The organism is Halomonas sp. ISL-56, assembly GCF_018612805.1.
Classification (GTDB): domain Bacteria; phylum Pseudomonadota; class Gammaproteobacteria; order Pseudomonadales; family Halomonadaceae; genus Vreelandella.
This window is the reverse complement of record NZ_JAGGRO010000011.1, coordinates 374,342-397,741: the sequence shown is the minus strand read 5'-3', so window position 1 is coordinate 397,741 and position 23,400 is coordinate 374,342. Positions and strand designations below refer to the sequence as shown.

Sequence of the window (23,400 nt, the reverse complement as noted above, 5' to 3'; positions counted from 1 at the left end):
TTGGAGCAAGGCCACCTGGGGGAACGGTTCATCAGGTGAGACCAAAGCGCACGATGCTTGCACTGTCCAATACGCTCATAACATCAATATAAAGAGGTGTGTTCATGAAACGCCATGTATTTTCCACTACTGCCTTCTCCGGTGCGCTACTTGCCGCCGCTGCCTTTGCCTCACCGGCAATGGCACAGGATAACGAGCAATTCATCACCATCGGCACCGGTGGCCAAACAGGTGTGTATTACGTGGTCGGTCAGTCGATTTGTCGTCTGGTAAATCGTTTGGAAGACTCCAATATCAAGTGTAATGCACCTTCCACTGGCGGTTCCGTCGCCAATATTAATGGCATCAAGTCCGGCGAGTTGGACATGGGTGTCGCGCAATCCGATGTGCAGTATCAGGCCTACAATGGCACTGGGAATTTCGAAGGCGACGCCTATGAAGACCTGCGGGCCGTGTTCCGCGTTCACGGTGAGCCTTTGACCCTGCTAGCGCGTGCTGATTCAGGCATCGAGACCCTTGATGATTTGGAAGGCAAGCGCGTCAATATTGGTAATCCAGGCTCAGGCCAGCGCAACACCATGGAAGTGGTGATGAACGCCAAGGGCTGGACCGAAGATACCTTCTCGCTGGCATCTCAGCTTGATGCTGCCGAGCAGGCTGCGGCACTCTCCGACAATAATGTCGATGCCATGGTGTATGTGGTTGGCCACCCCAATGGCTCCATTCAGGAAGCGACCACCACCGTTGATTCCCGCCTGATTCCGCTGAATGACGAAGACATTCAGGGCATTGTTGAGGAATACCCCTATTACTCCGCATCGGTCATTCCGGGCGGTCTGTATCGCGGCAATGACGAAGATATCGAAACCTTTGGTGTGGCAGCGACCTTTGTAACCACCGCTGAGGCCGATGAAGAGATTATTTATCAGACCGTTAAAGCGGTTTTTGACAATTTTGATCGTTTCAAGCGCCTGCATCCGGCCTTCGAAAACCTGGATCCGGAAGAAATGGTGACTCAGGGGCTTTCCGCACCGTTGCATGATGGAGCGGCGCGTTACTACCGTGAACAAGGCTGGATCGAGTAATCCTGTAGCCTGAGGTATTGCTACCTTTGTAAGGAATGCGCGGTGACCCGAGGGTGCCGCGCATTTTGGTTTTGAATGTTGATGGGGCATTTCGATATGGCAATTAAGCGTCAATCGACTCGGAGCAGGGCAGGCATATGACAGACGATAAGAACAGGCCTTCGGGAGCCGGAGTAGACTTGGAGGATATGGTCGCCTCCAGCGACACGGGAGCCCGTAAACCAGCCGGTATGCCTGGGAAGCTATTGGTAAGCATTGCGGCAGCGTGGTCTCTTTTTCAACTGTGGATCGCTTCCCCGGTGCCCTTTATTCTGGGTTTTGGTGTCTTTAATGCCACGGAAGCCCGCTCTATTCACTTAGCCTTTGCGCTGTTTCTGGCGTATATGGCCTATCCTGCACTCAAGCGCTCGCCTCGTGACCGTGTTCCAATCCAGGATTGGGTGCTTGCCGCGGCGGCGGCCTTTTGTGGCGCTTACATGTTCATGTTTTACGAGCAGTTATCTCAGCGCCCCGGTGCGCCGATACTGCAGGACGTCATTATTGGTATAGCCGGGATATTATTATTACTTGAAGCGACGCGTCGCGCGCTTGGCCCGCCGTTAATGATCGTGGCGTCGGTGTTTCTTATCTATAGCCTGGCTGGCCCTTGGATGCCGGGTATTCTTTCCCATGGTGGGGTAAGTCTCTTCGGCTTGATTAACCACCAGTGGTTGACGACACAGGGGGTCTTCGGCATTGCCCTAGGGGTCTCAACCAGCTTCGTTTTCCTGTTTGTACTGTTCGGTGCTTTGCTCGATAAGGCTGGCGCCGGTAACTACTTTATCAAGGTGGCGTTCTCGCTGCTCGGGCACTATCGCGGCGGGCCAGCGAAGGCCGCTGTGGTGGCCTCGGCCATGACCGGGCTGATTTCCGGCTCTTCGATTGCCAATGTGGTGACCACCGGTACCTTTACGGTGCCGATGATGAAGCGTGTCGGTTTCTCAGCTGAAAAGGCCGGTGCTGTCGAAGTAGCGTCATCGGTCAATGGGCAGATTATGCCTCCGGTGATGGGGGCGGCCGCTTTCCTAATGGTCGAGTATGTCGGTATCTCTTATGTTGAGGTCATCAAACATGCCTTCCTGCCAGCGCTAATTTCCTATATTGCACTGGTCTATATCGTTCACCTGGAAGCCCTAAAGGCCAATATGCAGGGGCTTCAAAGCAGCAACCCCCCTAAGCCGCTGGTCAACAAAGTGATCGGTTTTCTCGGTGGTTTACTGCTCATGATGGTCACCGCCCTGGCGGTCTATTACGGCCTTGGCTGGCTCAAGCCGGTACTGGGCGATGCGACGCCCTGGGTGGTAGCGGTTGGGTTGACGGTCATCTATATCGCCCTGCTCAAGCTGGCGGCGGGTTACCCCGAACTCGAGCTTGATGATCCTAACGAGCCGATCTTTTCGCTGCCGCAAACTAAGCCGACGGTACTGGTGGGTTTGCAGTACATCCTGCCGGTTGTTGTGCTGGTCTGGTGTCTGATGGTAGAGCGTTTGTCCCCAGGGCTGTCGGCTTTCTGGGCCACGGTGTTTATGATCTTTATCATTCTTACTCAGCGTCCTATCACTTCCATCTTCCGAGGTCGCAGCGATATGCGTGCGGATCTGCGTGAAGGCGCTATGGATCTATGGAGCGGCTTAGTCACCGGTGCCCGCAACATGATCGGTATCGGCATCGCCACGGCCACCGCCGGTATTATCGTTGGGGCTGTATCGCAGACCGGGGTGGGGCTTGTGCTGGCTGAAGTGGTAGAAACCCTTGCTATGGGCAATCTAATGCTGATTCTGCTGCTTACTGCAGTGCTTAGCTTGATTCTCGGCATGGGGCTGCCCACGACGGCTAACTATATCGTCGTATCGGCGCTGTTGGCGCCGGTCATTGTCAGTTTGGGTGCTCAAAACGGCTTGTTGGTACCGTTGATTGCGGTACACCTGTTCGTATTCTACTTCGGTATCATGGCTGACGTTACGCCGCCGGTAGGGCTTGCGTCCTTTGCAGCGGCGGCTGTATCGGGTGGCGATCCGATTCGAACCGGTTTCCAGGCGTTCTATTACAGCCTACGCACTGCGGCACTACCGTTTTTGTTCATCTTTAATACCGACCTGCTGCTCATTGATGTGACCTTCCTTCAGGGGGTGCTGATTTTTGTGGTGTCGACCATTGCCATGCTGATCTTCGCCGCGGCGACCCAGGGCTTCATGATTACCCGCAACCGCTGGTATGAGTCTGTCGTGTTGCTGCTGATTGCGTTCACGCTGTTCCGGCCCGGTTTCTGGATGGATATGATCCATGATCCCTACGAATCGATACCGCCTGCGCAGTTCGTCGAAGCGCTGGGCGAGGTCGACGAAGACTCCACCTTGCGCTTGCAGATCGCGGGTCTCAATGATTATGGCGATCCTATGACCACCTATATGACTCTACCGGTGCCTGATGGCGAAACAGGCCAGGAGCGGCTCGACAACCTGGGCATGGAGCTGTTTATTGAAGACGGCAAGACTACCGTCGATATGGTGACCTACGGCAGCCAGGCGGCAGAACTTGGTTTCGATTTTGATCAAGAAATCATCGAAGTACTGGCTCCCGTCGACCGCTGGATGAAAGAGCTCATGTGGATTCCTGCCTTCCTGGTCTTTGGGTTGATTGTTTTGATGCAGCGCCGACGTCGTGACAACACGTCAGCCACTGCCACCGCATGAAGGAGAGGGCTATGTATAGCAAGATCATGTTGCCGGTGGATCTGAACGAGGAGTCTTCTTGGTCGAAGGCGCTGCCTACCGCCCTGACGTTATGTCGGACGTTCGGTGCCTCGCTGCATGTGGTGACGGTGCTACCTGACTATCGCATGCCCATGGTGGGCTCCTATTTCCCCAAGGACTTCACTGAAAAAGCGCATGCGGCGATCACCGCGGCGCTTCACGCCTTCATCAAGGCGAATGTGCCTGACGACATTCAGGTACAAAGTGTCATTGTGGATGGTTCACCCTGGGAGGCGATTATTAAGTCAGGCAAAAAGTTGGATGTCGACCTGATCGTTATGGCCTCCCATACCAAGCGAAAGTTTGTCGATTACGTGCTCGGCCCCAATGCAGAGCACGTGGTGCACCATGCCAAAATGTCGGTAATGATTGTGCGCTAGAAGCCGCGATTGTGCAGAGCGAACCGCATAGGAAAAACCAAGAACTCCGGGCAGCTAGCTCGGAGTTTTTTATGGCAGTCGATAACGCTTTTTGACTATATCTGTTTTTACTAACGCAGCAATTTAATTGGTGCTTTGTGGGCATTTCGTGGATTTTTTGTACGTGTATCTCAAAGTGCCACTCATTGAGAGCCCTGTTCAGCTACATTAATAAGGTATTAAAAGATAATGTTTAGCCATTAAATTGGCATTAATACCGTCAGCGGGTAACCAGCGTTGATGTGTTTGAGGTAAATCCTGAATCCAGGATCTATATCAGGAACAACAGGAGTGATGCCATGAATGCGGCTACAACAAAAACAAATCACCATGCGGATCAGCCCAGCGTTAAAATCAGTATCAATAAGGTCGGTTTGGATCGCCCCAGGGCGTGGTTGGCTGCAGGCGTCGAGGATTTTCGCCATGCGACGGTAGTGAGCCTCTCTTATGGCATGTTTTGGGTGGGCCTTAGTATTGCGATTACCCTCGGTGCTTTCACAATGGGATATTGGTACTGGCTGCTGCCCATGATTGCAGGGTTTATGTTTATTGGCCCGTTGGTAGCGGTTGGTTCTTATGGTATCAGCCGGGCATTGGAGCGAGGTCAAGTGCCTAACCTCGGTGATGCATTTGGCAGTTGGAAGCCCCATGCAGGGCAGTTGGCGATGATGGGCGTTATGATGATGATCTTCTTCCTCGCCTGGATTCGTTTGGCCACGCTGCTATTTGCGCTATTTTTTGGTTTTGAAGTGCCCAGTCCCGCTTCGCTCTATACCGCGTTACTGACCACCTCAGAAGGCTTGGGTATGTTGGCTGTTGGCACGGTAGCTGGCGGCATTCTTGCCTTTGGTGCTTTCGCTATCAGCGTTGTAGCGATCCCTACGCTGATGGATCAAGACTTAACCTTTATGGAGGGTATTGAGGCCAGCGTTCGTTGTGTCGCGCGTAATTTTCGCGTGATGCTGTTGTGGGCAATAATTCTTACCCTGTGTGTGTTGGTGGGTGTGATGACGTTCTACATTGGGTTGGCGTTGATCTTGCCCGTATTAGGCCACGCCAGCTGGCACGCCTATGAGGATTTAGTGCGCATTGAACCGTTTGAGAAAATTAAATCGTAACTCAACAGTAAACAGTTAATAACGCTCTGGTTGCTAAATGTAGCGCCGAAAAACAGTATTTACCCTGACCTTTTCAAGAAGATAGCGTAGTCTTTACGCTATCTTCTTCTATTGCCCCTGGCTGGTAAAGCCAGAGGGTGATCTTGCCTGAGGTGTGCACTGTGAAAGCGTTGTTAATGGGGTGGGTCGTGCTGATGTTCAGCACTCCCCTGGCGGGGCTTGCTGAATCAGCCGACCACTTAAACGTGCCTGACGGGCCCGTAATATTAAGCGTCAGCGGTAATATTGAACACTCGAACGTTGGTAGTGAGGCTCAATTTGATCGTGCCATGTTAGCGGAATTACCACAGCACGAGTTTGAGACCACCACGCCATGGACAGAGGGCAGTAGTCGCTATAGTGGCCCTTTAATGCGTGATTTAGTGGCATTGTTAAACCCAGAGTGTGATGCCGTTCACGTCTCCGCGCTGAACGGCTATGAAGCCGAAATACCGGTCAGTGATTTTAAAGATCACGATGTCATTTTAGCCATGACAAAGGATGGTGAGGCGATCCCCATTCGTGAATACGGTCCTCTATGGGTGCTTTACCCCTTCGATCAAGATGAAACGCTATTAAGCGAAAAAATACGCTTTAGAGCGGTATGGCAGGTTATGCGTATTAATGTTCTCTAGTGCTTCTAATGCGCAGGCCTTGAGCCTACTGCGTTATCCCCGTCGGTTTAAGCTCGTTGCCATTATTGCGGTGTTGCTGTTTGCTGCGGCACTGGTCGTTGCCACTTTGGCTGCGTGGCGGCAGGAAAATCTCACTCAAAGCTTGCGGGAAGACACCGCTTGGGTTGTCTATAAGTTGGACCGCGATGCGGTACAGCTACTGAACCATTTATTGGCAGTGGCTCGGGAGCCGTTATCGCCTAGGGCACATGAAGAGCTAAATCTTCGCTTTGAGTTGCTCTATAGCCGCATAACGCTGCTTAACGATGGTGAAGTCAGCAATCTTATGCAGCAGATTGATACTGCCCGTGAACTGCTGAGCCAAATCCACCAGCAGCTCGATGTGCTGGATATTATGTTTACTCCCTACAATGCGCTCGAGCTTAATCAGTTGCCGGTAGCGGCGTTGGAGGATGAGTTACAGGCGTTAACGCGGCTAACTGAACGGTTGGTTATTGCGATTAACGGCTATTTAGCTGAATCGGCGACGGAAGAGCGTGCTCAGCTTAGCCTGCTTTACAAGCTACTCATGAGCCTGATTATTGGCATGAGCTTAGCGGCCTTCCTGGTGATTGCCTTTTTGGTACGTGAAATGCGTGAAAGCGCGGCGATTAGGCGGAGTCAGGAGCAGCTAGGCCGCCAGCTGGAAGTCACCGCCAAACAGGCCCAGGCGGCGAATCAAGCCAAGTCTGACTTTTTAGCCATGGTCAGTCATGAAATTCGCACGCCGCTCAACGGCGTTATCGGCATGAGTGAGTTGTTACGCGAATCAGCGAGCCCTGCCCAAGTAGAAGATTACGCCCATACGATCCACGATAGCGCCAATCAACTGCTGGCGATGATCAATGAGATTCTTGATTTCTCAAAAATCGAAGCCGGTCACTTAACCCTTGAAACATCGCCCACGGAACTCAAACCGCTAGTTGATAGCGTAGTGGTGCTATTTGCGCCACGAGCAAAAATGAAAGGGCTGGCGCTGACGGTTAACGTGGATACGCTGGTGCCAGCTTGGGTGCTAGTCGATGCCGGTCGATTGAGGCAAATTTTACTTAATCTTATTGCTAATGCGATCAAATTCACCGATCACGGTGAAGTCAGTGTGCGAGTCTCCTCAACGGTGGAGCAGCTACTTTTCGAGATCAGTGATACCGGCTGTGGTCTAAGCGAACAGCAACAGCAACGCTTGTTTGAGCCCTTTCAGCAGGCGGATGCGTCGGTGGCTCGTCGGTTTGGGGGCACGGGGCTAGGGCTAGCCATTTGCAAACGGCTAAGCGAAGCCATGCAAGGGCGCTTAGGGGTAAAAAGTGCGCCAGGCCAAGGTAGCACTTTCTGGTGCGAGTTGCCCTTGATCATCGCTGACCCCGTAACAACATCACTGCCCCCAGCACCCAAGCGGGACTTTACTGGCACGACGCTATTGCTGGTAGAGGATAACGCTGTTAACCGCAAAGTCGCGATGGGCCTATTGGCGCGCTTGGGTTGTGATATTGTCTGGGCTGAGAGTGGTCATGATGCCCTGGCCATGGCCCAGTCGCAGCAGGTGCATCTGATATTTATGGATATTCAATTGCCCGATATGGATGGCCTGACGGTTACTAAGCGTTTGCGCGAACAGGGCGGCTGGTTAGCCAATGTGCCGATCGTTGCCATGACGGCCGGTGGCGCCGAAGATGACCGACAACGCTGCCTGGCCGCGGGTATGAATGATTACATCACCAAGCCGCTGTCGCTTTCTGCATTAAGTAACATACTGGCATTACAGCTTTTTGCCACCCCAGATGCATCTTTAAGGGCGCTAGCGGCGTCTCCGACGCTATCCGGGGAGCACTCGTTGCTTAATAGCGACACCCTATGCATGCTGAAAACGACGCTGGGGGAAGCGAGCATGATCCAGCTAATCATGCTTTACCACCAGCAGGTAAGCGATTACTCCGCTCAATTGGCGGCGTGCTTGGCTGCAGCCCCCTTAACACCAGAACAGCAACAGCAGGTCGTGCGACTTGCTCACCAGTTGCGCGGCGAGTCACTGAGTATGGGGGCCGACCAGCTTGCCGAACGGGCAAAGCAGCTTGAGCTAGTAGCCAAAACGCAGCGGGCCACAGCCACGCAGCTTGATGAAGTATTCAGCACATTAAGGCTCGCAGCGGCGCATACGCATGCTGCACTGGAGAGGTGGAGCCGTGACCACGTATCAGGCTGAGCAGGGTATTCTCACTGCGACCAGCCAGCAGACCAATGCTAACCAGGCCGCGGCGGAGCTAGCCGACGCTTTACGCCACGAATACTTGGGTTTCGTGCTGTTTTTCTGTAGCGCAGAGTATGATTTAGCGGCCCTGGCCGACGCACTGGAAAGCTGCTTCCCCACCACGCCGCTAAGTGGCTGTACTACTGCTGGAGAAATAACGCCTGCCGGTTATGATCGCGGCTCCATCGTGGCCATAGGATTTGATCGCCGCCTGTTTGCCATTGAAACGGCGCTGATTGATGACCTTGAGCATTTTGAACTGGCCAACGCTCAACCGCTGGTGGATACGCTGTTGGAGCAGTGCCGCCAACAGGCTATTGCGCCGATTAACGAGCATAGCTTTGCGCTGACCCTGCTGGATGGCTTATCCAGTCGTGAAGAACAGGTGCTCGCTACCTTGGACGCCGCGCTAGGGCGTATCCCCAGTTTTGGCGGCTCGGCGGGCGACGACAACCACCTTAGCCATACCCATGTGTATACTGCTGGGCGCTTTCATACCCGTGCAGCGGTGGTGGTGATGATCAATACTCGGCTGCCTTTTGAAGTTTTCTCAACCCACCACTTAATCCCATTGACCCACAAGCTGGTGGTAACCGAGGCTGATCGTGAGCAGCGGCGGGTGATTGAACTCAATGGGTTACCCGCCGCCCAGGTCTATGCTGAGCTGGTAGGTATGGCGCCTGCGCAGCTTTGCCCCGCCGTTTTTGCCCGCCACCCACTCGCCGTACGCATAGGCGGGCAGCACTATGTGCGCTCCATTCAGCGCGTTAATAGTGACAGTAGCTTAAATTTTTACTGCGCAGTGGAAAACGGCATTGTGCTCACGGCCATGCAACCAACACCGCTGTTGGATGATCTCAAAGTGATGCTCGCCGGGGTGAACGCCAGGCTGGGAGCACCGAACATGATTATTGGCTGCGACTGTTTTTTGCGCCGCATGGAGCTTGAGGCACTGCAGCAACTGGATCAGGCATCGCAACTACTGCGCCAAGCAGGTGTCGTGGGCTTCAATACCTATGGCGAACAGCATCACGGCATGCATGTGAATCAAACGTTTACGGGGGTGGCGTTTGGATCTCTTCCAGCTAACGACAACCACTGACGCGGCTGAACGCGCAGTCGCTGCAGAGGGTACGAATGAGACGGACGTTGCAGCGCTGCGGGAAGAGAACCGCCGACTGCGTAAAGTGTGCCAAGCGCTGATGGAACGGGTGGAAACCGGGGGCGGTGCTGATCCGGCCCCCTATGCGGCGTTTGAGCGCTCTGTGTTACTTGCCGAGCAGGTGCGTGAGCGCACCGACGCGCTGCACCGTACCTTGGACGAACTGAGCCAAGTCAATACGCGCCTACTGGCCGCGAAAGCCGAAGCCGAAGCCGCTAATTTATCCAAAACAAAATTCCTGGCGGCGGTCAGCCACGACCTGCTACAGCCATTAAACGCTGCCCGGCTGTTCGCCAGCGCCTTAGAGACGCACTCCCTGCCGGACGCTTCGCAAGCCTTAGTGGGCCATATTGGGCGCTCGCTAAAAGATGTTGAAGGGCTTATCGGCACGCTAGTGGATATTTCGCGCCTGGACGCTGGGGTGCTTCACGCCGATAAAGCGCCTTTCGCGGTGAGCACGCTGCTTGATGCGCTAGCCGAAGAGTATCGCCAAGTGGCGGGGGTGCGGGGCCTGGCGCTTCATTATGTGCCTTCCAGCGCGGTGGTTGAGTCAGATTTGGCGCTGCTGGCGCGGGTGATACGCAACTTCTTAAGCAACGCAGTGCGTTACACCGAGCAAGGCCGGGTGCTGCTGGGCTGTCGGCGCAGGCGGGATGGCCTGGAGATTATGGTAGGGGATACCGGCCCCGGCATTCCCGAGCAGCAGCGTGACGCCATTTTTCTTGAGTTCCGACGCGCTAACCAGCCTAACAGCGCCCACAGCCGCGGCTTGGGTCTGGGACTGGCTATCGTCGATCGTATCAGCATCATGCTGGAGCAGCCGATATCGCTGACCTCACGCCCCGGCGTGGGCGCGCTATTTTCGATTACCGTGCCCTATGCAACGGCGTCGATTCCCTCAGTGAGCAACACGCCTAGCGCGATGCTGCCTGCTACTGGCGAGGATGCGTTGAGCGGCTGTGTCATTTGGGTAATTGATGACGACCTGGCCATTATTGAAGGCATGCAGGCGCTGCTGGGCAGTTGGGGGTGCAGGGTGAGGGCGGCTGCCACGGTAAGTGCATTGGAGGCTGCCAGCGACGGTGAGCGCCCGGCAGTATTACTGGTGGACTACCATTTGGGCGAGCATCGCGAGACCGGTATTGAGCTGGCCGCACGCTTGCAGCGGCGTTACCCAGGCCTGGCAGCGGTGGTGATTACCGCCAATCACGAGGCGGAAATTAAGCGTGCCACCCGTGAAGCTGGCATGCACTGCTTGCTCAAACCCTTAAAGCCCCTGCGGCTGCGCATGCTGCTTGGCACACTGCTCAATAAAACCTAAATAAAGACTAATAGCGCAGCCTAACGATCACGGTTGGCCCGGTGAAAGCTTAGATCCTCCTCGCCTGCGATAACGATCGCGTGAACCCGGCTAGTGGCATTCAGCTTACGTAAAATCGCCGAGACATGGGTCTTAACGGTGGTTTCGGCAATCAACAGCTCCCGGGCAATATGCTTGTTCGACATGCCGGTTGTCATGCACGCCAATACCTCTAACTGCTTATCCGTTAAGCGCGCTAAGCGCTCGCTGGACGTCGAAATTTGGGCGACGGGTTGTGCCAAAGCGGCGCGCGGCGCTGGGCGGCGCATAACATCGGGCGGTAAATAAAGCTGACCCACAAGAATCTGCGTTAGTGCGGCCAGCAGTGCCTCCCGTGGAGTGGATTTGGGAATATAGCCCACCGCGCCCAAGGTAATCGCATCGAGCACCAGCTGGCGCTCTTGATGCGCGGACACAATCGCCACCGGCAGCCAGGGAAATTTCTCGCGCAGCTGCGTTAGCCCCTCCAGCCCCTCGGCATCCGGCAGGCTTAAATCCAGCAGCAGCAAGTCTAACTCGGTGTGCGCTTCAATCAGCGCTATGGCGTCAGCGAGACTATCTGCTTCGAGTAGCTGGCTACCTGCCAAGCCCCCGCTAATCACGGTTTGCAGCGCGTCTCGGAACAGCGGATGGTCATCCGCCACCAACAGGGAATACATGGCGTCTCCTACCAAGGGATGAGGGCTAATCCTGCCATCGGGCTATATCGCCATTTGCTTTAGTGAACAACACTGTCAATGCACCTTAAAAAAGCACCTTTAATAATCATAATACTCAGGAGCATGACAATGATCTACGCCAACCCTGGTGAAGCCGGTTCTGTGGTGTCATTTGAAAAACGCTATGGCAACTATATCGGTGGCGAATTTGTCGCCCCGGTGAAAGGCCAATACTTCGATAATATTAGCCCCGTCAACGGTCACGTTTTCTGCGAAATTCCCCGCTCCACGGCAGAAGATATCGATAAAGCCTTGGATGCTGCCCACAAAGCGGCACCTGCCTGGGGAAAAACCTCCGTTCAAGAGCGCAGCAATATTCTGCTGAAAATCGCTGACCGCATTGAGCAAAACCTGGAAATGCTTGCCGTTGCGGAAACCTGGGATAACGGCAAAGCGGTACGCGAAACCCTCAATGCAGATCTTCCGCTGGCGGTTGATCACTTCCGCTACTTTGCGGGCTGCTTACGCTCGCAGGAAGGCACAGCGGCGGATATCGATGCCAACACGGTGTCTTATCACTTCCACGAGCCACTGGGCGTAGTGGGCCAGATTATCCCCTGGAACTTCCCGATTCTAATGGCGGTTTGGAAGCTGGCGCCTGCACTGGCGGCGGGTAACTGCGTGGTCTTAAAGCCGGCCGAGCAAACGCCCGCGTCAATTTTGAAAGTCGCCGAATTGATTGGTGATCTTCTACCACCTGGCGTACTCAATATCGTCAATGGTTTTGGTGCTGAGGCAGGCCAGGCGCTGGCCAGCAGCAAGCGCATCGCCAAAATTGCCTTTACCGGCTCTACCCCCGTTGGCTCGCATATTCTGAAATGCGCGGCGGAAAATATTATCCCCTCCACTGTAGAGCTGGGCGGTAAATCCCCCAATATCTACTTCGCCGATATCATGAACGCCGAACCGACGTTTATTGATAAAGCGGTAGAAGGCCTGGTACTGGCGTTCTTTAACCAGGGCGAAGTGTGTACCTGTCCGTCTCGCGCGCTGATTCAAGAGAGCATGTACGACGAGTTTATGGCCAAGGTGATCGAGCGCACGCAGACCATCAAACGCGGTAATCCGCTGGATACCGATGTACAGGTGGGGGCGCAGGCCTCTCAAGAACAGTTCGACAAGATCATGTCGTACATGGATATCGCCCGCGATGAAGGCGCGGAGTTCCTCACCGGCGGCAATAAAGAGACCATGGACGACAGCCTCAACAGTGGTTACTACATTCAGCCCACGCTGTTGAAGGGTACCAACCAGATGCGCGTTTTCCAGGAGGAGATCTTTGGCCCGGTAGTGGCAGTAACCACCTTCAAAGACGAAGAGGAAGCGCTGGCGATTGCCAATGACACCGAGTTTGGCCTGGGCGCAGGCGTGTGGAGCCGCGATATCAACGTTGCTTTCCGCATGGGGCGCGGTATTCAAGCCGGGCGAGTCTGGACTAACTGCTACCACCAGTACCCCGCCCATGCAGCCTTCGGTGGCTATAAGAAATCCGGTGTTGGCCGCGAGACCCATAAAGTGGCCCTTGAACATTACCAGCAAACCAAAAACCTGCTGGTCAGCTACGACATCAACCCACTGGGCTTCTTCTAAGCGTTCTGCTAGCCATACCGCCCGGTAAATTCGCCGGGCGTTTTTGTCAGTCCCCCTGACGCTGACTCTACCGATAAGAGCCGTTGTTAAATGGCCGTATCGAAAATTATGAGGAGTTGCATCATGGATAGCACAATGCGCGCCGCGGTGGTTCGTGAGTTTGGCCAGCCGTTGGTCATAGAAGAAGTCGACGTGCCCCGCCCCAAGCAGGGCGAAGTGTTGATGAAAGTGGCGGCCTCTGGGGTTTGCCATACTGATTTACACGCCGCCCATGGGGATTGGCCGGTGAAACCCTCGCCGCCGTTTATTCCCGGCCATGAGGGCGTTGGGCATATTGTGGCGGTGGGTGAAGGTGTCACTCATGTCAAAGAGGGTGATCGCATCGGCGTACCCTGGCTCTACTCGGCCTGCGGCTACTGTGAACACTGTTTAGGCGGTTGGGAGACGCTTTGCGAGTCCCAGCAAAATACCGGCTACAGCGTTAACGGTGGGTTTGCCGACTATACCTTAGCGGATGCGGGCTATGTCGGGCGCTTGCCGGATGCCATCGACTTCATCGAAATAGCCCCGGTGCTGTGTGCGGGGGTGACGGTCTATAAAGGCTTGAAGATGACCGATACTCGCCCCGGTCAGTGGGTGGTGATTTCTGGCATTGGCGGCCTGGGCCATATGGCGGTGCAGTACGCTAAAGCGATGGGGCTGAATGTGGCGGCTGTCGATATCGATGACAGCAAGCTAGCCTTGGCCGAGCGCTTAGGCGCTACGGTGACGGTTAACGCCATGAAAACCGACCCAGCTGCCTACCTGAAGAAGACCATTGGCGGTGCTCACGGAGCACTGGTTACCGCAGTATCGCCGAAGGCGTTTGATCAAGCGCAGAATATGCTACGTCGCGGCGGCACGCTGGTGCTCAACGGCCTACCGCCCGGCGACTTCCCGCTGCCGATCTTCAGCACGGTGCTCAACGGTATTACCATTCGTGGCTCTATCGTCGGTACGCGCAGCGATTTGCAGGAAGCGCTGGACTTCGCCGCCGAAGGCAAGGTTAAAGCAACGGTCGCGACCGACACGCTGGACAATATCAACGACGTTTTCCAGCGCATGATCGACGGCAAGATAGAAGGTCGCATCGTGTTAGATATGGCGAGCTAACAGCCAGCCAGTGGATGTTGCACCAGGGGGAGAAGACTCCCCCTTTATTTACTACCTGCTAGTAACTATTCAACTTATTTGGATTGAGTCAATCAGCTTAGACAGTGACAGCTTCATGTAGCATCAGGAACACCCATACGGCGAAAAGGCTTGACAAGCCCGAATGTGGTAGACTTGATGAATAGAAATAGGAGCGGCTGTGAGCGAATTACTTGACCCCACCAACGACTATGTTTTCAAGCGGCTATTTGCCGAAGCGCCTGATTTACTGGTTGATTTGATCAACGACCTTCGGACGGATCTGCCTGACATTGCTTCGGTGGAAATACTCAATCCCAATATCGAACCGACGGAGCTCACCGGCAAGTATATTATTCTCGACGTGCTGGCACGCGATGGTGAAGGTCATTGCTACAATGTTGAGGTTCAGGTGCGCCGCTACGGGGCCTGGCACAAGCGAGGGCTTTTCTACCTAGCCCGCACTCTGGGAAGTCAACTGAGCGCCGGAGAGGATTACCAGGAGCTCCGCGCCTCGGTAGGGTTGCACTTGTTAGACTTCGATTTGTTCACAGCGACCGATGCCGAACGTCAGCAGGCGGTGTGGCGCTTCGAAATGCGTGATGAGCATCAGCCGGATGTATCGCTGGGGAACATCTTGCAGATGAACCTGATCGAACTCAACAAGGCGGATCGCCTCGGGTTGCCAGAAGGCCCACTGCGCGCTTGGATCATCTTCTTTAAGCACTGGCAGGAGGAATTGACGATGGCTAATGTTGCTCATGAACCGGTCAAAAAGGCAATGAGCCGTATCCGAGAGCTTAGTGCCGATGATGAGACTCGACGCCTGGCATTTGTACGGGAACGGGCGCTGAGGGATGAGGTTTCGCTGCTGAATGATGCCAAACGCGAAGAGGCGCAACGTATACTCCAGCGCTTGCTCGCAAAGCGGTTTGGCGATTTGCCGGAGTGGACTATTCAAAAGCTGGAATCTGCCAACGCGAAGCAGTTAGAGCGTTGGACAGATGAGATTCTGGTTGTGGATAGCCTTGACTGCCTATTCAAACATTGATCTTATCAACCAGATCAAGAAGGCAGTGAGCTCCCGCTTCTTCGAGTTGAGCGTAAAAGGTCGTAATGTGGAACCAGTCACGTCTTTAGTGGTTAAGCTCCCTATTTAACCTCTTCAGCAACTTCGCTCCTCAACCAACGGCGCGCCATACGCTCGGCGTGGGCAAGGTTGCTGGTGACCGCTAATTTACCTGCTTCGCGCTTAATGCCCGCGCGTTTGATTTTCAGCGCCATGCGCGGCTGTAATCCTACAAACATCACCCCTACGTTGTGCTCGCCCAGGTCGCGGCGCAACGTATCCAACGCCACCATGGCGGTGGTATCCAGGCTGGGCACATCGCGCATATCCAGCACAACAATCCGTACGCTGTGGTCAATCACTCTGAGTGTGGCAATGGCCTTTTCTGCGGCGCCAAAAAACAGCGGGCCGCTTATCTTATAAAGCGCCACTTCCGGCGGGAAGTGCTCGTCGGTGTTGGGTGCCGCCAGGCGCTGGGTATGAGTGAGCTGTGCCATACGGCGGATAAACAGTGCGGCAGCCAGGCCAATACCCACGGCCACAGCAATCACCATGTCGAAAATCACCGTCAGGGCAAAGCAGATCACCAGCACTGAGACGTCGCTGGCGGGGGCGCTTTTCAGCGTATGTACAAAGTGGCGCGCCTCGCTCATATTCCAGGCGATGATAAACAGCAGGGCGGCCAGCGCCGCCATGGGCACATACCCCAGAACGCCCGCCAGTGCCACCACGGCAAGCAGCACCACCAGGGAGTGAACGACCGCTGCAACCGGTGAAAACGCCCCGCTTTTGATATTGGTTGCCGTGCGAGCCAGGGCCGCTGTGGCGGTAATGCCGCCGAAGAAGGGAACCACCAGATTGCCCAGCCCCTGGCCAATTAGCTCGGCGTTAGGATCATGGCGGGTGCGGGTTAGGCCATCCGCTACTACGGCACACAGCAGCGACTCAATGGCTGCCAGTAACGCGATTGCCAATGCCGGGCCAAGCAGTGCTTGTATCAGCGCAAAGTTGATCTCAAGTGGGGTGCCATCAGCACCGGGGAAATGCCAAGGTGCGGTAAAGCTGGGCGCAAAGGGGGGAATGCCACTGCCGCTCTCACCCTCGAACTCCCAGCTAAAGCGTGAAGCGATGGTATCGACTTCAACGCCACTCATTAGCAGCAGTGCGGCCGCCAGTGTACCCACCGCCAAACCTACCAGCGGCGCAGGTACGGGCGTATTCAGGCGGGGCCAGATTAACAGCGTCGCCAAGGTGATAAGTCCCACGCTGACCTCCGCCAGCGACAGACTGGGCAGCGCTTGGCCAATCAGCATTAGGTTATGCAGCGTACTATCGCCTAGCTCGACCCCGGCCAAACCAAGAAAGTCAGGCAGTTGCAGCAGCGCAATCACCACGCCAATACCCGCCGTAAAGCCGAGAATCACTGGGTAGGGCACGTACTGAATCAGGCTGCCCAGCCGCGAAAGCCCCAGCGCGACCAAGATAGCGCCCGCCATGAACGTGGCAATCAGCAGCCCGCCCAGGCCGTGGTTGGCCACGATGGGAAACAGAATCACCACAAAAGCGGCGGTGGGGCCGGAGATATTAAACCGCGAACCGCCGGTTAAGGCGATCACAGCGCCCGCCACGATAGCGGTGTAGAGCCCGTGCTGGGGTGGCACGCCCGTGGCGATTGCCAGCGCCATGGAAAGCGGTACTGCCACCACGCCAATCGTAAGCCCGGCCATCACATCGCGCTTTAATTTGGCCAACGTATACCCTTCCCGCCAGGCGTTTACTAACGCACTGCCAGGCAGCGGAAAAACGTAACCCGAAGAGCGATGGGCACGGGACATGGGGCCGTCTCCTAAGAATAGGGAAAACAAGCCATTACGCTACCCCTGCGGTGAAATTTGCACAACTGGCTATTGGCATAGATGGCTAAAATAGCTGGGTGAGACGAAGCTCGTATTCTCACATTGGGTAAGAGGAGGGCGGTTTGTATCAGTCGTAGATATAAAGAAGAGAAGGAAAGCTGTTAGTCATTAGCTGTAGAGTTCCACGCACCATACCTCTGGATCGCTGAATGCCTGCTTTATTGCTTGTCTGTTACTCAGCAGGATTTCTTTAATCACATTTTTCGGTTGGTTCCCACATTTTAACCATATAACTAGTGGAGGGCCGCCCCATAACAGGCTGAATTCATGGAAGTCTGCGTCTAACGTGACAATAGCGTATTGATTATCCTTTGCGTAGCGCCATATCGTTTTATCCGGTGCTGCGCCCAGCTCCAATAGCGAGACCTGATTACTGCCAGGGAAGAACTCTTCCAGATGCTTAACCAGACGATAAGAGAGATTTTGGTCAAGAAGTAGCTTCACGCTGCAGGTATAACTGTCAGGTGATGTTCACGATCAGCTGCATAGGCCAAGCAAGCGTAAATTTGCTCTGCGCTCAGCTCTGGAAAGTCTTCTAGAATTTCCGTTGTAGACATGCCATTTGCAAGCCAGCCCAATACATCGTATACGGATATTCTAGTGTCCTTCACACAAGGCTTTCCGCTTCTTTTGCCTGATGTGATCTCAATATGCGCTTGGTAATTCATGATTGATCCAAGGTAATCGAATTATGTCATTCATTTTGGTTCTTGGGGGCTGAGGCGTCAAGAGGGGGGATTGGCAGCACTGTGAGGTTGGTTTTGTGAGGAAATGAGCAGCCTAGGTTGATTAGGAGGCAGTGAAAAAATCCCGGCACGCAGGCCGGGATTCGTCTTTTAGATTAAACGCTAACGCCGTTACATCTGCGAGTCTTCCGGCGGTTCGCCGATGGTGCCAGGCATTGCCTGCACATGGCCCATCTGCTGACCCGCCAGCGTCAGGAAGTGCAGGTGGCGCTCATACTCGGCTACTAAATCACCAATTACCTGACCACGGGTATAGCCGTTAAGGTCTTTATCCTGTCCACCTTCTGCCAGGTACACATCCAGACGCACATAAAAGTCATCGTCCGCCGGTATAAAGCTCGGCGTGCGCATGCGGTGAGGGCAGACTTGGTAGACAAAGCTGGTCGCTTCGCCAAAGTCGACCTGGAGCATCAGGTTAGGTAGCGATTCGCCCTCAACGTGCTCTTCGGTCACATTGGCGGTCTGGCCACGGCTCTCAAGCTCCTGGGCAAATTGGGTCATCGCCGGGCGAATAGAGTGCTCAATCGTCGCGGCGGCACCGGCACGGTTAGAGGTATCCAGGGCGCGATCCAGGCGCTCTTTCCAGTCGCCGCCTGGAGCGCCACCGGCAATCATACGGCGCGCGTCGGCTTTGCTACCTTCCAGTTTCAGCGCTTTATACATGCCTACCATCACCGCGAAAATAACCAGAGAGAAGGGCAGTGCCGTGATAACGACAGCGCTCTGAAGTGCGTTTAAGCCACCGGCCATGAGCAGAGCAATAGTGATCAAACCGATGACTGCCGACCAGAAAATACGCAGTTTTACCGGCGCATCGTGGTTGACGTCACTCAAAATAGACGTGAAGTTAGCCAGCACAAGCGCACCGGAATCCGCTGAAGTAATAAAGAACACGATACCCAAGACGGTGACCACCGCAGCGGTAAGACCTACATAGGGGTAGTACTCAAGCAGCGTGTAGAGCGTGGTTTGCGGGGTGTTAAGTGCCTGCTCACCCAGTTCGACAACCCCTTGGTTGGCCACCAGCTCTATACCGCTATTACCAAACACCGACATCCACACCATCATAAAGGCGAGCGGAATAAACAAGGCGCCTGCGACAAATTCACGAATGGTACGGCCACGGGAGATGCGCGCCAGGAACAGACCAACGAACGGTGTCCAGGCAATCCACCAGCCCCAGAAGAAGATCGTCCACCACATTTTCCACTCTTGGGCGCCTTCATCGGCAAAGGCGTAGGTGTCAAAGCTGGCACCAACAAACCCCGATAAATAATCACCGGCGTTATTAACCACTTTATCCAGCAGTACAAGCGTGTCGCCTGAAAAGAGTACAAACAGCATCAGCGCCAATGCCAACAGCATGTTGAACTCAGAGAGGCGACGAATGCCTTTTTCAACGCCGGTCACCACAGAAATCGTCGCTAATACCACCACCAAGACAATCAAAATCACCTGCACGGTGAGCGTTTCCGGCACGCCGAACATATAGGTAAGGCCGTAATTGAGCTGCATCACCCCAATACCCAGGCTGGTAGCAATGCCGAACACGGTGGAGATCACGGCTGTAATGTCGACAGCGTTACCAATGGGGCCGTGGATACGCTTGCCCAGAATCGGGTATAGCGCGCTACGAATCGCCAGCGGCAGGCGGTGACGGTAGCTAAAGTAGGCCAGCGCCATACCCATCAACACGTACAGCCCCCAGCCGGAGAGCCCCCAGTGCAGATAGGTTTGAACGACGGCGTTACGCATCGCTGCCTGACTCTCCGGGGTTAAATCCGGCGGTGCCAAATAGTGGGCAACCGGCTCGGCAACGCTGAAGAACAGCAGGTCGATACCGATACCCGCGGCGAACAGCATGGCCGACCAGGAGAGCAGCGAAAACTCAGGTCGTGAGTGATCAGGCCCCAGGCGGATACTGCCAAAGCGCGACATGCCAATCGCAATGACGAAGACCAGGTACGCCACAATGGCGAGCATGTAGTACCAGCCAAAGGTTTTGCTTACCCAAGCGAGGCCAGCATCAAAAAAGGCACCGGCTTGCTCTGTAAACAGCATAGTGAGCACAAGGAAGATGACAATACCCGCCACACTGCCGTGGAAAACCACGGGGTTGAGGCGGTCTCGGGAGGGGAGGGTGGGGTTGTCTTTCGCCATGCAGGCGGACTCCTGTTGTTGAAAGATGATTTTATTTTGAATGAACGTTCAAATAAAATACGCGATTAAGCGTCCTCCTTCAAGTTAAGCCCCCCTATTTGAGTTGAATTAGCGTGAAGTTAGCAATGCGCTGACGAACGTGCAGACGCAAAAACGCCCGGGAATACCGGGCGTTGGCTCGATTTTTGATGATTTACCCGCGTTTATTCACTGTCAGCACTCTCGTCTCTATCACCACTGTGGTGGCCACCCTTGCCATGTTTGCCACGATACTCTTCATGGGCTTCTTGCATGGCATTGCGCAGCGCTTCCTGCTCTTCTTCGGTGAGAATCTCGGCCACCCGCGCGTGATGCTCTTCACGCAGTGCCTGCATGGCTTCGCGATGTTCGGCGTGTGCTTCATTGAGCTCAGCCTGCTTCTCTGCTGAGATATCTGCGCGCTCGTACACCTCTTGGCGACGCTCCTCCATGCGCTCTTCCATACGTTCGCGATTAGGGCCTTGGCCTTCATGGTCACCGTGGCTATGCGCTTGAGCGGTAAACGCTAATGGCATAATGGCGATAGCTAGCAGGGCAGGGGCAAACAGTTGGCGAATTGAAACTTTGCTGGCGTTTGAAGTTTTCATAAATTCTCTCCTGGTGAGTTGACGATGCCAGTATTACCAGTCGGCGTGCAAACCGTTTGCAGATAGTGTGCAACAATCATGATCTTATTGGCTTGCTGCAGGTCGTAGTTAGTCGTTGAGAGTGGTAGGTGAGGGGTCACCTATTTATCCAGGAGATGCATAATGTCGCGTACCAAGCTAATTCGCGAGTGGCAACAGCATGGAGTGCTTCCCACCCTACGCCGTGCTACTGGCCTAGGGGCGGTTGTATTATTGCTGAGTGGCTGCAGCGCTGCCCAGCACGTTAGCCAAGGTGAACCCGCTGTTGAGAGCAGTGCGCTGCGTGCCCCCCAGCCCTTTACGCGCTTGGCGCCAAGAGTGTACACGCCAGAAGCGTGGCCCCAGGCGTTAATGGCTGACGTTTATCTCCCCGACGACCCGAGCGATGTGCGGCGACCTGCTGCCTTAGTGGTACATGGCGGCGGCTGGCGCAATCGTACGCCAGAAGATATGCATGGCATCGCCGAGCAGTTAGCCGGGCAAGGCTACGTGGCAGTGAATATTGAGTACCGTTTTGCGCCTGAGTATCGCTTCCCTAGCCAACTGCATGATTTGCAGCAGGCGATGGCCTGGATTCACGGCAATGCCGACGAGTGGCAAGTAGATACAAGCCGCATTGTAGGGGTGGGGTTTTCCTCTGGCGCGCATTTAGTAAGTTTACTGGCGGTGGCAGGAGCAGAAGGGCCGCTGTCCGAACCTTACGGTGGCGAGCAAAGCCGTTTAGCCGCGGTATTGGCTGGAGGGCTGCCGAGTGATTTGCTCAAATTTGATGATGGCCGCTTGGTCGTCGATTTTATCGGCGGTACCCGCGCTGAAGAAAACGAAGCGTATCGCCTAGCCTCACCCGCACGGCAAATTACCCCTCAGGCGCCGCCGTTTTTTCTGTTCCACGGCAAGTGGGATCAATTGGTGCCGGTGGATCACGCCACAGACTTCTACCAAGCACTGCAGGACAACAACATTGAAAGCGAGCTGTATCTGCAGCGCTGGCGCGGCCACATTACAAGCTTCCTGCTGCGCGGTGGCGCCATTGAAGCGGGCATCGCGTTTCTTAATCGGCAGGTCAATCCTTAATGCCCCCTAACTTCATCAAGCCATGGCCAACGACACCATTTCGATAACAGCGCCATCATCAAGATCCATCTGAGCGACAAGTTTGTTTAGTTGGCCCATGGCTTCTTGAAGAGCACTATTAAGGCTATTGATTTCTTGTTGCAGAGCGTCGAGTTTTACTTGGCGCTGTTCATCGCTCAGGGACTGGTCGCGCATCACATCTTCCAGTTCCTGCTGTTTCTCTTTTAATTTTTCTCTATATTCAACAATTCGCTTTAGTAGCTCCTTAATTTCCATTGGAAAATCACTTTCATCAATTTTGGCGTTCTTCGCTTCCTGGGTATTGCCAGCCTTTTCTGAGGCAGAGGCGATGCCTCTGGCTAGGGGTGACAGATCCAAATGAATGCTGGTATCGGCTTCCTTTGGGGCAGCGTTCGACGCGGCCGGTGTTGTCGTTACTTTCTCGACACTTAACGGCTCACTACGTAAAGAATATGCATCTAAAGAGGCACTTCCGGTAGATAAAGAGATGGTCATGGCAATCTCTCGATAGTATGAAAGGCTATGTAAAGCAGGCGCTATGGCGACTGCACAGGCTAGCTTAGGGAGATGGGTTCTAAGCAGGCTAATAGTGTTATCGACAGTTTGAGACGATACTTTAGCTTACGCTGATAAGGGTGAGTATCTCGCCTAGCTAATAGCCTTACCCCTCCGGCTGATACTTATAGCCTACACCGTATACCGAGCGGATAATTTCCAGTTCAGGGAGCGCTTCGTGTATTTTCTTGCGCAGCTTTTTAATGTGACTGTCCACGGTGCGCTCCGAGACGATGCGATTGTCACGATACATGTGATCCATCAACTGTTCACGACTGAAGATTCGCCCCGGCGCCTGCATCATCACCCGCAGCAGCTGGAACTCCACTGCCGTCAGGCCTAAGTCCTGCCCGTGGGCAAGCGCCTGCCAGCCATCTTCGTTTAGTACCACCGGTGCATTTTGCACCTCAGCAGGGGCATCGGCCGCCGCTTGGCTGCGGCGAAGTACCGCCTTAACCCTGGCCACCACTTCCCGGGGGCTGAATGGTTTGCAGATGTAGTCATCGGCACCCAGTTCCAGCCCTAGCAAGCGGTCAACCTCTTCTACCTTGGCGGTGACCATAATGATCGCAATGCCCGGCCACTGCTGGCGTATTTCCCGGCTTAGGGTAAGGCCATCTTTGCCTGGCAGCATAATATCGAGTAGCACCAACGCCGGGGAGTGCTGCGCCAGCCACGGCATTACCTCATCGCCGTGGCCTAGGGTCTTCACCTCAAAACCATGCGTGGTTAGGTAGTCCGCCATGAGGCGGGCAATCTTCGGTTCATCCTCAACAATCAGTAAAGAGGTAGCGTGCGACATAGCGGTAGACTCGCTTAAC

At 54.6% G+C, this 23,400-nt stretch carries 20 protein-coding genes; 12 read left to right on the top strand and 8 right to left on the bottom strand.

The window, feature by feature from the left end:
* The first annotated feature begins 104 nt into the window (after window positions 1–104).
* The 8 genes from J7J49_RS09715 (at window position 105) to J7J49_RS09680 (ending at window position 10,855) form a co-directional block, all read left to right on the top strand.
* Complete coding sequence (locus J7J49_RS09715; RefSeq protein WP_215092136.1) at window positions 105–1,085, top strand: TAXI family TRAP transporter solute-binding subunit; 981 nt, start codon at window positions 105–107, stop codon at window positions 1,083–1,085.
* 137 nt (window positions 1,086–1,222) lie between these two features.
* Window positions 1,223–3,817, top strand: a complete 2,595-nt coding sequence (locus J7J49_RS09710; protein WP_215092134.1) for a TRAP transporter permease — start codon at window positions 1,223–1,225, stop codon at window positions 3,815–3,817.
* Between the two features lie 11 nt (window positions 3,818–3,828).
* Complete coding sequence (locus tag J7J49_RS09705) at window positions 3,829–4,257, top strand: universal stress protein (RefSeq protein WP_064234251.1); 429 nt, start codon at window positions 3,829–3,831, stop codon at window positions 4,255–4,257.
* A gap of 338 nt (window positions 4,258–4,595) precedes the next feature.
* Entirely contained in the window at window positions 4,596–5,414 is an 819-nt protein-coding gene (locus J7J49_RS09700; RefSeq protein ID WP_064234252.1) for a DUF2189 domain-containing protein, read from the top strand.
* A 176-nt stretch (window positions 5,415–5,590) separates the two neighbouring features.
* Window positions 5,591–6,088, top strand: coding sequence for a putative pterin-binding protein (locus tag J7J49_RS09695; RefSeq protein WP_215092421.1), 498 nt, complete (start codon window positions 5,591–5,593; stop codon window positions 6,086–6,088).
* Window positions 6,078–8,327, top strand: coding sequence for a hybrid sensor histidine kinase/response regulator (locus J7J49_RS09690; protein WP_215092132.1), 2,250 nt, complete (start codon window positions 6,078–6,080; stop codon window positions 8,325–8,327). The genes J7J49_RS09695 and J7J49_RS09690 overlap by 11 nt, the downstream gene beginning before the upstream one ends.
* Window positions 8,308–9,474 (top strand): nitric oxide-sensing protein NosP, encoded by a 1,167-nt coding sequence (gene nosP, locus J7J49_RS09685; protein WP_215092130.1) that lies wholly within the window; start codon window positions 8,308–8,310, stop codon window positions 9,472–9,474. The genes J7J49_RS09690 and nosP overlap by 20 nt, the downstream gene beginning before the upstream one ends.
* The gene (locus tag J7J49_RS09680) at window positions 9,443–10,855 is read left to right on the top strand and encodes a hybrid sensor histidine kinase/response regulator (protein ID WP_215092128.1); all 1,413 of its coding nucleotides are present in this window, start codon (window positions 9,443–9,445) and stop codon (window positions 10,853–10,855) included. The genes nosP and J7J49_RS09680 overlap by 32 nt, the downstream gene beginning before the upstream one ends.
* A gap of 20 nt (window positions 10,856–10,875) precedes the next feature.
* Here J7J49_RS09680 and J7J49_RS09675 read toward each other — a convergent pair whose 3' ends face one another.
* On the bottom strand, window positions 10,876–11,553 hold the full coding sequence (locus J7J49_RS09675; protein ID WP_215092126.1) for a response regulator: 678 nt from the start codon (window positions 11,551–11,553) through the stop codon (window positions 10,876–10,878).
* Window positions 11,554–11,682: 129 nt separating this feature from the next.
* Between J7J49_RS09675 and exaC the strand changes: the two genes are divergently transcribed.
* The 3 genes from exaC (at window position 11,683) to J7J49_RS09660 (ending at window position 15,424) form a co-directional block, all read left to right on the top strand.
* On the top strand, window positions 11,683–13,203 hold the full coding sequence (gene exaC, locus J7J49_RS09670; protein ID WP_215092124.1) for an acetaldehyde dehydrogenase ExaC: 1,521 nt from the start codon (window positions 11,683–11,685) through the stop codon (window positions 13,201–13,203).
* 123 nt (window positions 13,204–13,326) lie between these two features.
* Window positions 13,327–14,355, top strand: a complete 1,029-nt coding sequence (gene adhP, locus J7J49_RS09665; protein WP_215092122.1) for an alcohol dehydrogenase AdhP — start codon at window positions 13,327–13,329, stop codon at window positions 14,353–14,355.
* A 199-nt stretch (window positions 14,356–14,554) separates the two neighbouring features.
* A complete protein-coding gene (locus tag J7J49_RS09660; protein ID WP_215092121.1) occupies window positions 14,555–15,424 on the top strand; it encodes an Rpn family recombination-promoting nuclease/putative transposase in 870 nt (289 codons plus the stop codon).
* Between the two features lie 101 nt (window positions 15,425–15,525).
* Here J7J49_RS09660 and dauA read toward each other — a convergent pair whose 3' ends face one another.
* The 5 genes from dauA to J7J49_RS09635 form a co-directional block, all read right to left on the bottom strand.
* Window positions 15,526–17,277, bottom strand: a complete 1,752-nt coding sequence (dauA, locus tag J7J49_RS09655) for a C4-dicarboxylic acid transporter DauA (protein WP_215092119.1) — start codon at window positions 17,275–17,277, stop codon at window positions 15,526–15,528.
* Window positions 17,278–17,466: 189 nt separating this feature from the next.
* Window positions 17,467–17,802 carry a DUF5615 family PIN-like protein gene (locus tag J7J49_RS09650; protein WP_215092117.1) on the bottom strand — a complete coding sequence of 112 codons (336 nt, stop codon included), beginning with the start codon at window positions 17,800–17,802 and terminating at the stop codon, window positions 17,467–17,469.
* The gene (locus tag J7J49_RS09645) at window positions 17,799–18,026 is read right to left on the bottom strand and encodes a DUF433 domain-containing protein (protein ID WP_215092115.1); all 228 of its coding nucleotides are present in this window, start codon (window positions 18,024–18,026) and stop codon (window positions 17,799–17,801) included. The genes J7J49_RS09650 and J7J49_RS09645 overlap by 4 nt, the downstream gene beginning before the upstream one ends.
* A 189-nt stretch (window positions 18,027–18,215) precedes the next feature.
* Window positions 18,216–20,264 carry a choline BCCT transporter BetT gene (gene betT / locus J7J49_RS09640; protein ID WP_215092113.1) on the bottom strand — a complete coding sequence of 683 codons (2,049 nt, stop codon included), beginning with the start codon at window positions 20,262–20,264 and terminating at the stop codon, window positions 18,216–18,218.
* Between the two features lie 203 nt (window positions 20,265–20,467).
* Entirely contained in the window at window positions 20,468–20,890 is a 423-nt protein-coding gene (locus tag J7J49_RS09635; RefSeq protein WP_215092111.1) for a hypothetical protein, read from the bottom strand.
* A gap of 162 nt (window positions 20,891–21,052) precedes the next feature.
* On the opposite strand from J7J49_RS09635, the gene J7J49_RS09630 reads away from it, so the two are divergent.
* Window positions 21,053–22,003 carry an alpha/beta hydrolase gene (locus tag J7J49_RS09630; RefSeq protein WP_064234263.1) on the top strand — a complete coding sequence of 317 codons (951 nt, stop codon included), beginning with the start codon at window positions 21,053–21,055 and terminating at the stop codon, window positions 22,001–22,003.
* Window positions 22,004–22,018: 15 nt separating this feature from the next.
* Here the strand turns inward: J7J49_RS09630 and J7J49_RS09625 are convergent, their stop codons facing one another.
* Window positions 22,019–22,519: a hypothetical protein gene (locus tag J7J49_RS09625; RefSeq protein WP_251048226.1), complete on the bottom strand. Its 501-nt coding sequence runs from the start codon at window positions 22,517–22,519 to the stop codon at window positions 22,019–22,021.
* A 166-nt stretch (window positions 22,520–22,685) separates the two neighbouring features.
* Window positions 22,686–23,381 (bottom strand): response regulator, encoded by a 696-nt coding sequence (locus J7J49_RS09620; RefSeq protein ID WP_215092109.1) that lies wholly within the window; start codon window positions 23,379–23,381, stop codon window positions 22,686–22,688.
* Window positions 23,382–23,400: the final 19 nt, after the last annotated feature.